Source organism: Pseudarthrobacter sp. NKDBFgelt, from assembly GCF_046097905.1.
Taxonomy (GTDB): Bacteria; Actinomycetota; Actinomycetes; order Actinomycetales; family Micrococcaceae; genus Arthrobacter; species Arthrobacter polychromogenes.
Genome location: NZ_JBJURL010000105.1, coordinates 1 through 11,140, shown reverse-complemented (window position 1 = coordinate 11,140; position 11,140 = coordinate 1). Strand labels below are relative to the sequence as shown.

The window sequence follows — 11,140 nt, the reverse complement described above, 5'->3', positions numbered from 1 at the left end:
TGCTTTCCGGCCACGTTTGCCTCCGGCGCCCTGGCCGGAAAGCCGGCGGTAGTCCGCAACAGCCACGGCCGGGGCACCGCCTGGTACGCCGGGTGCGACCTGCCCGAGACAGCCCTGGGCCACATCGTGGGGGAGGCCCTGGCGGCAGCCCGCATTCCCTCTCCGGTGGCAGGAATGCTGCCCGACGACGTCGAACTCGCCACCCGCGGCGGCCACCATTTCCTGCTGAACCACAGCCCTGAACCGCGCACCGTGACGCTCGCTGAGCAGTCTGTGGACGTGCTTACCGGGGACGCCTGCGGGCCCCGCGTGACCCTGGAACCGTACGGCGCCCTGGTCCTCAAAGACAGCCTTGCCCCTCTTGAGAACGGAAACTGAGATCCCATGAAATTCACCGACGGCTACTGGCTGTACCGCAAAGGCTTCTCGGCGCTGCACCCGCGCGACGTCTCGGAGGTGGTGGAGGACGAGCGGAGCCTGACGGTTTACGCACCCACCAAGCGCATCAACTCCCGCGGTGATGCCCTGAACCTTCCCCAGCTGACGGTCACCTTCGATGCGCCCCTCCCGGACGTCATCGGCGTGACCATCGAGCACTTCCAGGGCGGGCTGGACAACGGCCCGCACTTTGACGTGAACCGGACAGGACCGGCGCCGCTGTTCAGCCGGGACGGGGACACCGCCAGCATCACCTCCGGCGGGCTCACGGCACGTATCAGCACGGACGGGGACTGGGGGGTCGACTTCCTGGGCAACGGCAGGCTGCTGACCACCTCCACGCCGCGCAGCGTCGGTGTTATCACGGACGACGCCGGGCGGACGTTTGTGCACGAACAGCTCAGCCTGGGCGTGGGCACCAACGTGTACGGCCTGGGCGAGCGCTTCGGCGCGTTCGTCAAGAACGGCCAGTCGGTGGACATCTGGAACGAGGACGGCGGGACCTCCAGCGACCTCGCCTATAAGAACGTGCCGTTCTTCATCACCAACGACGGCTACGGGGTGTTCGTGAACCACCCGGAGAAGGTGTCCTTCGAGGTGGGTTCGGAGGTGGTGTCCCGCACCCAGTTCAGCGTGGAGGGCCAGAAGCTCCAGTACTTCATCATCCACGGGCCCTCTCCGAAGGACATCATCCGGCGGTACACCGAACTGACCGGGCGGCCGTCACGGATCCCGGCCTGGTCCTACGGCCTGTGGCTCTCCACCTCCTTCACCACGGACTACGACGAAAAGACCGTGAACTCCTTCATTGACGGCATGGAGGAGCGGAAGTTGCCCCTGTCCGTCTTCCACTTCGACTGCCACTGGATGAGGTCCTTCCACTGGAGCGACTTCGTCTGGGACCCCGCCACGTTCCCCGACCCGGAAGGCATGCTGGCCCGGCTCCACGACCGCGGGCTGAAGGTCTGCGTCTGGATCAATCCGTACATTGCACAGCGCTCGCACCTGTTCCGGGAGGGGCTGGAGCGGGGCTTCCTGGTCAAACGGCCGGACGGGTCCGTGTGGCAGTGGGACATGTGGCAGGCGGGCATGGGGCTGGTGGACTTCACCAACCCCGACGCCGTGCTCTGGTACCAGGACAAGCTCCGCGGCCTGCTGGGCCAGGGCGTTGACTCATTCAAGACGGACTTCGGCGAGCGCATCCCCACGGATGTGGTGTGGCACGACGGCTCCGATCCGGACAGGATGCACAACTACTACGCGCAGCTGTACAACAGGACGGTTTTCGACCTGCTGTCCAAGGAACTGGGCGAAGGCGAAGCCGTGGTGTTTGCCCGTTCCGCCACCGCCGGCGGCCAGACCATGCCGGTGCACTGGGGCGGTGACTGCGAATCCACGTTCGCGGCCATGGCTGAATCGCTGCGCGGCGGGCTGTCCCTGGCGGCGTCGGGCTTCTCCTTCTGGAGCCACGACATCGGCGGATTTGAGGGCACGCCCGAGCCGGAAATCTTCAAACGGTGGATCGCGTTCGGCCTGCTGTCCTCGCACTCGAGGCTGCACGGGTCCAATTCCTACCGTGTGCCGTGGCTGGTGGATGAGGAATCCGTGGACGTGCTCCGGCACTTTACGGAGCAGAAAATGCGGCTCATGCCCTACCTGCAGACGGCAGCCGAGCAGGCTTACGCGGAGGGCATTCCCCTGATGCGCCCGCTCTTCATGGAGTTCCCGGAGGACCCGGGCTGCGCGCACCTGGACCGGCAGTACATGTTGGGGCCGGACCTGCTGGTGGCGCCGGTCATGGACCCGTCCGGGAGCGTGTCCTTCTACCTGCCCGAGGGCACCTGGACGCACCTGGAAACAGGGGAGCAGCTGGCGGGCCCGCGCTGGCACCGCAAGGAGTATTCGGTGATGCAGGCTGCCACCTGGGTCCGCGAAGGGGCTGTGCTGCCCATCGGCACAGTGTCGGACCGGCCGGACTACGACTGGGCGCGGGACATGCAGTTCCGGGCATTCGCCGCGCAGGACGGGACACGGCGCATTGGGGTGCCCTCGCCGGACGGTTCCACCACGGCCTTTAAGGTGACCGTCAGCGGCGGCGACGTTTCCGCCGTCGTAGTCTGATGGAACCTGTCACCGAGGCGAGGATGGACACAGCAATGAAGACCCTGGGCCGCACCGGACTCCCTGTCACCGATGTGTGCGTCGGTACCAGTTCGCTGGGAAACCACCCGCGGAACGGCAGCGACGCGGAGCGGACGGAAACGGCGGTGGCCGCCGTCCGCGCCGCGATGGCTGGGCCCTTCAACTTCCTGGACACCTCCAACGAGTACGGGCACGACGGCGGGAGCGAGCGCTGGATCGGGCAGGCCATCCGGGAGGCGGGCGGGCTGCCGGAGGGCTTTGTCCTGTCCACGAAGGTGGATCCCGTCCTGGGGACGGCGGACTACTCCGGCGACCGTGTCCGGCGCAGCGTGGAGGAGAGCCTTGTGCGGCTGGGGCTGGACAGGCTGCCACTGGTCCACCTCCATGATCCGGAGAAGATCAGCTTCGGGGAGGGTGTTGCGGCGGGCGGGCCGTTGGAGGCGCTCGCCGATCTGAGGGACCAGGGGGTGATTGGGCACCTCGGCGTTGCCGGCGGACCCATCGACCTGGAACTGAAGTACCTGGCCCTGGATGTGTTCGACGTGGTGATCAGCCACAACCGGTACACGCTGGTGGACCAGACGGCGGAGCCGCTCATCGAGGACGCACGACGGCGGGGCGTCGCCTTCATCAATGCCGCGCCTTTTGGCGGCGGCCTGCTGGTGAAAGGACCCGACGCCACCGCCAACTACTGCTACCGGCCGGCCAGCCCGGAACTGCTGGGCCGTGTCCGGGAGATGCAGGAGCTCTGCCACGAGTACTCGGTGCCGCTCGCCGCCGCGGCGCTGCAGTTCTCCACCCGCGATCCGCGCATCACCTCAACCATCGTGGGGATGGCGGAGCCAGAGCGGGTGGCCGAAGCCGCCCGCCTGGCGCAGTGGAGCATCCCGGAGGACTTCTGGGAACGCATGCTGCCGCTGGCTTCGGCCGGGAATGCGGACTTGGGTTAGGGGTCCAAGCTGGAGGTTACGGGACATAGTTACGGGAGTCGTGGGCCGGGGACGGACTCCAGCATCCCGCGACTCTTGCAGTGGTGCGCCGCGGTCCTCACCTGGTCCCCGAGACGCGACTGCCTCCCAAGGGTTTCGAGGCGATTTGATGTGTAGCGTTTGGGGCACCTTCACCGGGCAGTTTTGCGGGCGGGTCTTACGGGAATCCCCAAAATTCGGAACGGCGGGAATTTTGATGAACGCTAACGGTATGCCTGCCCGACGACATGGTGGCCTTAGATGGTTAGGGACGGTGCCGGCAAATTGCCGCTTAAGCCAGGGAACTCAGATCGATCTTGTCGTCTGGCGTGGAACCTTAGCTGTGACTTGCGTTCGCTGACCCAGTGGGTAGGCTCGCGGCATGTCGCAAGGTCGGTCTGACTCAGCGGAGCCCGGTCCGGGCTCCGCACCGAAGGAGAAATCAATGAGCGGTTCTGCACCGCCGGTGCTAATTGCCGGAATATTTTTCCTGCTCTGGGCGGCAATCTTTCTCACCTGGGTGCCCGCTGACACGCTCCGCTTGGTCACTGGCGTCATCTTCGTGCCGATCGGCCTGGCACTGATCCTCAAGCACTTCATCGGCCGTCGACCCGCGAAACGCGAACACTACATGGCCTCAGCCGATGACCACTAGGACCCGAGCGCTCCGTGGCTTGGCCGTCTTCGCGGCCGGGTTCCTGCCGTTCGCTCTCTTTTGGCGGTCCATCGGCTTAGTGCCGTCCGTGCTGATCGGCGTCATGGCCACGTTGGTGGTCGTTTTCTTATTTCGCCGGCACGATCTAAAGTCCCGCGCAGCCCACGCGCTCGACCAATCCTTCGAGCGGGGGAAATGATGGCCCCCGGACGATGGGCATTTCTCATGCTTGCCATAGTGCTCCTGATCGTCTCGGTAACTCTTGCCCTGCAGGGATCTACGGGCCTGTGGTTCACCGCAGTGGCCATGGGAATCGCGATTTTCACTACCCTGCGCTCAAGACTCAAGGAACGTCGCCAAAACCAAAGCAGCTCGGCGTCAAAAAGCTAGAGCGGCGGCTGTGTGAGTTTCCCGCGGCCCTGCCAGAACGGCGCTGAGGTGGGCCCACCACCGTGTAAATAAGTCAGCTTGAGTCAGAACCGGCGGGTCGAGGCCTGCAAAAATGCGGACGATGCTCGAATTGGACGGCTCAGGGGACCGGGCGGAACCCGACGCATCCGGTTTTGGCTCGAACGTCTGGGGTGGTGCGAGCGGTTGAAATCGCAGAATGAAGGGTGAGGACTCGGCGCTGTCGCCGGTTGGACGTGTCGCCCGAAGCCTATAGTGACCAGATGATTGACGCCAGGAACCTCAACAGCGACCGTCTCAACCTGCCGCCCTTGAGCATCAAACATGGCCCTAATCTGGCCGCCGTATACGCGGACCCCGAAGTTGCTCGCTACGTCGGAGGCGACCGACTCACGCCAGACGCGATCTCCTCCCAGGTAGCCGCCTTCGCCGCGGAATGGGACCAACGGGGTTACGGTCAGAGCGCTGTCATCGATCGATCCACAGGTGAGTTCTTAGGTCGGATTGGGCTTCACTTCTGGCCGGACTGGGATGAGGTTGAATTGGGCTACATCCTCGGCCGGTCAGCGCAGGGCAAAGGCATCGCGTTCGAGGGCGCATCGGCCTGGATCAACTGGGCCCGCACATCTTCTGGCATAGCTCGGCTCATAGCGAATATTCACCCCAACAACGCACCATCCATCCGTCTCGCACAAAAGCTCGGATTCACCTTTGGTCGGCACGACATCACACCATCCGGATTGCCGACTCTCATCTACGAAATCAGCCTCTAGGGGGTGCCAACCCCGGAGACTACCCAGCTGGCCGGGCATCTCCCCAGAACGACGTTTCGATAGTCGATCCCCCTGAGGGCGTGCCTTTCGATCGGTACGGGTCTTTTGCCGGAATATGTCTAGACAGCGCCCCGGCAGAGGCGGCAGGTGTCCTTCCCCCGGCTAAGCTGGAGCCAAGTAGCCATTTAGGTGGGGGACCTCAATGACAGATCTTCAGCACGCCGAGACATCTGAAAGCACAACGACGTGGTCGCGGCGCTGTCGGCGTATGACGCTGATCTACGGCGTCGCAGTTTTCGTCTTCCAGCTGCCTTTGATTGTCGGTCTCTTCCTGCTCAGCTCCTGGCTCCTGAACGTTGCCGGGCCGCTTTTGCGAGGGGACGTCGCATTCGGCCATCCGGCCTACGAATATCTGCAGAGCTCCAAAGACCTGCTTGTCGCAGCCTTTGGAGTGCTGACGGCGACATTGGCACTCTCGTCGGTCCTGCTGCACCGCTGGTGGAAACGCTCCACGGCAGCCCTTGGTCCAATGCCGGCGGAGCTGCGTCCGAAGACCTTCAAGGCCTGGAACCGGCAGAGGCGAATCATGAAAGTGACCTACCTCGCGGCCGGGGCAACACTCCTGTGGATATTGGTCCTGACGGTGACCAAGGTTGCCTCCGGAGTGCAGGCCTACAAGGCATGGTCCGCCCTTGGCCAAGTCGGGTTCGACGATCCAGGCTACGACGAAGCACACTCCCTGCTCGATATGTCCATCGCCCTGGGCGGTGCCGGTGCTATCTTTTTCAGCATCCTCAGCGTTTCCTGCTGGCGTAGCTACGGTCGGGCGCAACAGTTGCTGGGTCCAGAACCTGCCCGAGTCACGATCCGCGAACTGGACGAATTCAACGTCAGCCAAAGAGATTAGTTAGCCGACTGCAAGTGAAAGGCCACCCGTCTTAGCCAGGCGCTAGTCCAGCGGACAACAATTCAAGGGGTCAACGTCCGGTAAGGGATCGGCCTAAGGGCGCTCCTCGCCGGTGGAGTTCATGACGCACTTCATGGCGCTGAAGCTGGGGAGCGATGCTAGGACGATCAACCATAAGCTGATCGGGCGCGGCCAACTCAGCGCCCATCGGGCAACATCGATCTGAGTTCTTCTGCACGAAAAGAGCTGGCCTGACGCTGGCCTCGGGTGAATCTTCTGGCCTGCAAATCCAGGACTGCCCGGCTGCCCACCGTTCCCACGCCCAAGAGTTGACTCACGCGACGGATTGCTTCGTCCACGTCCTCTGAATCCTCAATCACCTGGAAGACCTCGTCGCGCCGGTCCATCGCCTGCACCAGAGCCTCAAGGATCATCAATTCTTCCCTGTGTCGCTCATCCTGATCCATACGGCGATTCTTGCACGACCGGCAGTCTGCGAAACAACTCCCTCCCGTTCGGGGATCCCCTGGCGGACTGCGCCTAGTCGACCACGGTCGCCTGTGAACCAGAAGTTCGTAATCCCTGAAGGTGCCACTGCTAAGGCCTGAAGCCAAGCCCTTCGTCTAGCTTCCCGAAGGTAGAGTTGCTGGATGCTTGAGATCCGCCCGAACTGCGAATGTTGCGACCGCGACATTTCTCCATCTGCCGAGGCTTACATTTGCACCTTTGAGTGCACCTGGTGTCCGGACTGCGTCGAACGCTTTCCGAACCGTTCTTGTCCAAACTGCGGAGGAGACCTTCAACGACGCCCTGTCCGGCCCCTTGCCGCTCTGAGCAACAACCCAGCCAGCACCAACAGGGTTGTGTCTCCTGGTTGCCTCAAGAACGTCGCCGGGTTCTAGCGGCCTTTTGGGTGGAAGAAAAGCTGGCTCGATGGTTCATACCCTGTATCGGCTCGAACAGGCAATCCGGAGTTCATGGGGAGCAGACACGACCTGCCTGAATGCCAAGGGTCTTGAGAGGTGGCATCGTGGCAACCCAGCGCATGGCCAGTGCGGCCCTATAGCCCTCGTGGTACAGGACCTGCTCGGCGGTGATCTTTTTGTAGCAGGGGTCTCAGGCGGCGACGAAGAGGACGAGGTGCACTACTGGAACCCGCTTCCCAGGCGGTATCGACATTGACCTCACCAGGGAACAGTTCGGCCCCCACCAAGTTATTGGTGAGCCCCGCGTCGTTGTCCGGCCACCAGAGGGACCCCGTGCCCACGCCGAGGAATACGAACTGCTGAGGGCAAGGGTGCTCTCCGCGCTCAGGTAAAGGCCTTTGCACCCGCTGCCCACCGGCTCATGAACCTTCAAGCGAGCATCCAGGCGGCTAGCATGAGAACGTGCGCTTGTATCTACAGAGATCGTGGGGGCCAGCATGATCAGGAAATCGGTAGCGATCCCGATGATCGCACTGGCTGTGAGCCTTACCCTCCTGGTAGGCGGCGGAATCGCGCTCTGGAACGCCGGAATAGTTGCGGACGAGAATAACTTGACGACAACCTTCACGCCCTTCCTATGGGTTCCATTCGGGGCGGGACTTACAGGCTTTATGGTTAGCCTCCCTTGGTTCCTAGGCATGGTTACCACCCCGCCACGGCTTAGGACTGAGCATTAGAGGATGCCCTTGCCGCCATCCGAACGTGTCTCCAAATCCGACTCGATGCGTCTCGAGATTTCTGTGCCCGAAACCGTAGGGATACAAGGCACATAGGTATCCAGACAGACTGCGTTCAGCTTGGCGCCGCCTCTATACCTGACACTGCATCGGCCGCCACTTTTTCGAGGCCGCCCAGGAGATCTGCCAAACCGGGTTCTTCGAGGGGGAAGTGGCCGCAGCCGCGGAGAAGTTGGACGGAGGTGGGGCCGTGCAGGGTTTCCAGAGTGTCCTCGCTGAGCGTCACCGGGGTCCACTCGTCGAGTTCGGGATGCATCAGGTGGACTGGGAATTGGGCCGTGCGGGCCTCGGAATGTGAATACTGCATGTAGCTGGCGAGGAACCCGAGGGGGACCCGCGCGCCGCCTCCGCGCGAATCTTTGGCGCAGAGCCGCCCCAGGCTGGGGTCGCGCCCCATGTTCCTGAGATCGGCAATCCAAGAGACCTTGACGGGGATCCTGGCGATCGGGCCGCGGACCAGCTTGAGCAGAGGCATGAAAACCAGGGCCAAAGAATGAAACCTGGTCATCGCTGAGCGGGCGGACCTCTCCCGCGGGTCGAGCAGGCAGGTAGCTACCACGGCCGCGACGCGGTGTGAGCGGGCTCCGGCTTCCACGGTCAGCAGACCGCCGATGCTGGCCCCGAGGAGGATGACGGGACGGCCGTCGTCCTCAGCTGAAATGAGGTCCACCAGTAAGTCGACCCAGTCCTGGTAGGTCACTGTTCCGCGCGAGGTTGTCACCGTTCGGCCGTAGAGCGGCATGTCCACGGCAGTCAGGTCGAAGCCCCGCCCTGCCAGGAGGGACGCAACAGGCCAGAGCGCCGACGCATGGGCTCCGGCGCCGTGGACGACGAGTAGCCGAACCGGGGCGTTTGCGTCCCGTACCCGAAGAAGGTGGATCCGATGGTTCCTCCATGGCCACCACTCAGAGGCAGGGGGCACCACTGCCTTTCTTCGGGCCGGCGGCAGGAAACCCGCGTAGTCCTCCATACCGATCTCGCTGGACATGTATCGATCGTAGTGCGGACGGGCCAGGCCTGAGGCGCGCAAAAAAGTTCGTGACCACCCGTAACCTTTCCGCCGTCCCCTGCGATGTAGGAGGTGATGGGTCCGCCCGGCGGGCCCGAATCACAAGTGTTGTCTAGGTTTTGGAGTGTCTTATGTCGTTGTTCACCGTCCTCGCCACCAGCAAAGTCGCTGCCGGAGTCCTGGCCGCCGGCACCATTGCCGTCGGCGGAACCGGCGCCGCCGCCGTTTCCGGTGTCCTCCCCGCCCAGGCGCAGCAGACCGCCCACGACCTCTTCGGCGCGCCCGCACCGGAATTCGCCGCGGAAGCAGCCGCTGAAGGCCAGGCAACCGCCGCAGCCGCTGTCGAGACTGCTGCTGACGATGCCAAGAGCGACGCCGACGCCGACGTTACTGCCGACGCAGAGGCTTCTGCCGCAGGCGACGCCAAGGTCACCAACGAGAACGCCTCCGCCAAGGCCTCGGCCTCTGCTGCCGCGGACACCGGCGTTGACGCAGCCGGCGCCGCGGCTTTCGGCCTGTGCACCGCCTTCACCAACGGCGGCCTGAACGCCTCCTCCCAGGGCTTCTCCTCCCTGGTGATCGCCGCGGAAGGCGAAGCGAACGTCGAAAGCTACTGCGCCGACGTCGTTACCGAAGCTGATGCCGCCGCCGAGGCCGGCGCCGCAGCAAACGGCTCTGCAGCTGTTGACGTTGAGCGCCCCGAGCTCCCGGCCGTTCCGGCAGTGCCCGCCGTTCCCGGCGTTGACGGCGAGCCCGCCGTTCCCGCCGTCCCTGCTGTTCCCGCTCAGGGCGGCAACGTAGTCAACACCCCCTCCGTTTCGGTCCGCTAAGGACTGATCGCTAGTCTGTACTGCGGGAAACGGCCCGGGCCTGTTCCCGCAGTACAGACAGCCCGGCTGCCCGAACGCAACCACCCGTTCGAGGGCCCGCCGGGAGCGCCGGCCGACAGGCAGCAGGAAACACAGGGGACTGGCTGTCCGCACCGGAAACCGGACAGCCGCACCCCGCATCCTGGGATGGAGGAGCCGCAGGTGCTCAGCACTTTGGCCCAAGAAGAGATCGACATATTCGAGAGTGCGGCCGGAACAGACCCGGCTGTACTCTTCGGTGCTGCCTATCGTTCCTTCGCCGGCGGGGTGCAGGGATACCTCAAAGCCCGGGGCGTGGATGATCCGGAGGCAGTCACCCAGGACGTGTTCCTGGCGTTCTACCCGAAAATCAGCGGACTCACCGGGGGACTCCAGGGCGCCAAGTCCCTGCTCTTCTCCATTGCCCACGCGCGGATGGTGGATTACTACCGCCGGCTGGAGCGCAGGCCCCAGCTCAGCCCGTACGATCCACACCAGGATGCCAGGACCACACCGTCCGCAGAAGACCACGCCGTTGAACTCAACGGCGGGGCCGTGGCCTTGCTGGACGGACTCAGCGAGGAACACCAGGAAGTGCTGGCCCTCCGCGTGGTGGCCGATCTGTCCATCGAACAAGTAGCGCAGATTATGGGCAAAAGCTCCGGAGCCATAAAACAGCTCCAGCGCAGGGCCCTCCACAACCTCAAGGCACAAACGCTCCAGAGAAACCAGGCGAATCATGAGTGACACCGCAGGAACCCGCAGCGACGCCTTTGTCGACCAGCTGCTGCTCGAGGCAGGCATGGACGACGACGGCCGCCTCCGCCCTGCGCTGGTGGAACTTCGTGCGCTCGCGGACACCGCGCCCGAGCCCTCCGCCGCGATCGCGGCGTTGATGGCCCCTGCCGGAGCGGCCGCACCTGCCGCAGCCGCTGCCGCCGCACCGGGTGCTGCCGCACCCGGTCCGGCAGCCCTCGAAGAGGCTACGCGGGTTGACGAACTGGCCGCCCGCCGAAGGGCCAAGCGCCGGATCGCCCTCACCACCCTTTCCGTGGCGGTCTCACTGAGTGCCGGCGGGGCTGTTGCCGCAGCCTCGGACCAGGGGATCCGTGAATCGCTCACGCAGCTGAACCACACCATCACCTTCTTCGTGACGGGTGCAGCCCCATCCCCGGCCGGTCACCAGACCGAACAGCCGGCCGCACCGCTGCCCACAGCACCCGCCGGAACCGCACCGGCCGGCAGTGCACCTGGCGGCGCAGCCTCGGT

The 11,140-nt window shown here is 64.2% G+C and carries 12 protein-coding genes; 10 read left to right on the top strand and 2 right to left on the bottom strand.

Annotated features, from left to right (window positions below):
* From ACKAE7_RS19250 to ACKAE7_RS19225, 6 genes are all read left to right on the top strand, one after another.
* Positions 1-378, top strand: a 378-nt coding sequence (locus ACKAE7_RS19250) for a Beta-galactosidase C-terminal domain (RefSeq protein ID WP_408980028.1), incomplete at its 5' end; no start/stop codon positions are given.
* Between the two features lie 6 nt (positions 379-384).
* A complete protein-coding gene (yicI, locus tag ACKAE7_RS19245; protein ID WP_408980027.1) occupies positions 385-2,559 on the top strand; it encodes an alpha-xylosidase in 2,175 nt (724 codons plus the stop codon).
* On the top strand, positions 2,559-3,530 hold the full coding sequence (locus ACKAE7_RS19240) for an aldo/keto reductase (RefSeq protein ID WP_408980026.1): 972 nt from the start codon (positions 2,559-2,561) through the stop codon (positions 3,528-3,530). The genes yicI and ACKAE7_RS19240 overlap by 1 nt, the downstream gene beginning before the upstream one ends.
* 463 nt (positions 3,531-3,993) lie before the next feature.
* Positions 3,994-4,203 (top strand): hypothetical protein, encoded by a 210-nt coding sequence (locus ACKAE7_RS19235; protein ID WP_190612683.1) that lies wholly within the window; start codon positions 3,994-3,996, stop codon positions 4,201-4,203.
* Between the two features lie 671 nt (positions 4,204-4,874).
* On the top strand, positions 4,875-5,384 hold the full coding sequence (locus ACKAE7_RS19230) for a GNAT family N-acetyltransferase (protein ID WP_191035436.1): 510 nt from the start codon (positions 4,875-4,877) through the stop codon (positions 5,382-5,384).
* A gap of 202 nt (positions 5,385-5,586) precedes the next feature.
* Positions 5,587-6,291 carry a hypothetical protein gene (locus ACKAE7_RS19225; RefSeq protein WP_408980025.1) on the top strand — a complete coding sequence of 235 codons (705 nt, stop codon included), beginning with the start codon at positions 5,587-5,589 and terminating at the stop codon, positions 6,289-6,291.
* A 197-nt stretch (positions 6,292-6,488) separates the two neighbouring features.
* Here ACKAE7_RS19225 and ACKAE7_RS19220 read toward each other — a convergent pair whose 3' ends face one another.
* A complete protein-coding gene (locus ACKAE7_RS19220) occupies positions 6,489-6,758 on the bottom strand; it encodes a DNA gyrase subunit A (protein WP_190612686.1) in 270 nt (89 codons plus the stop codon).
* A gap of 183 nt (positions 6,759-6,941) precedes the next feature.
* On the opposite strand from ACKAE7_RS19220, the gene ACKAE7_RS19215 reads away from it, so the two are divergent.
* On the top strand, positions 6,942-7,193 hold the full coding sequence (locus ACKAE7_RS19215; protein ID WP_190612687.1) for a DUF1272 domain-containing protein: 252 nt from the start codon (positions 6,942-6,944) through the stop codon (positions 7,191-7,193).
* 876 nt (positions 7,194-8,069) lie between these two features.
* Here the strand turns inward: ACKAE7_RS19215 and ACKAE7_RS19210 are convergent.
* Entirely contained in the window at positions 8,070-9,002 is a 933-nt protein-coding gene (locus ACKAE7_RS19210; protein WP_408980024.1) for an alpha/beta hydrolase, read from the bottom strand.
* A gap of 152 nt (positions 9,003-9,154) precedes the next feature.
* Here ACKAE7_RS19210 and ACKAE7_RS19205 point away from each other — a divergent pair, with 152 nt between their 5' ends.
* The 3 genes from ACKAE7_RS19205 to ACKAE7_RS19195 all read left to right on the top strand — a co-directional run.
* On the top strand, positions 9,155-9,853 hold the full coding sequence (locus tag ACKAE7_RS19205) for a protein tyrosine phosphatase (RefSeq protein ID WP_408980023.1): 699 nt from the start codon (positions 9,155-9,157) through the stop codon (positions 9,851-9,853).
* Positions 9,854-10,039: 186 nt separating this feature from the next.
* Positions 10,040-10,618, top strand: coding sequence for an RNA polymerase sigma factor (locus tag ACKAE7_RS19200; protein WP_408980022.1), 579 nt, complete (start codon positions 10,040-10,042; stop codon positions 10,616-10,618).
* Positions 10,611-11,140: hypothetical protein (locus tag ACKAE7_RS19195; RefSeq protein WP_408980021.1), on the top strand; the 530-nt coding region annotated here is incomplete at its 3' end. The genes ACKAE7_RS19200 and ACKAE7_RS19195, both read left to right, overlap by 8 nt.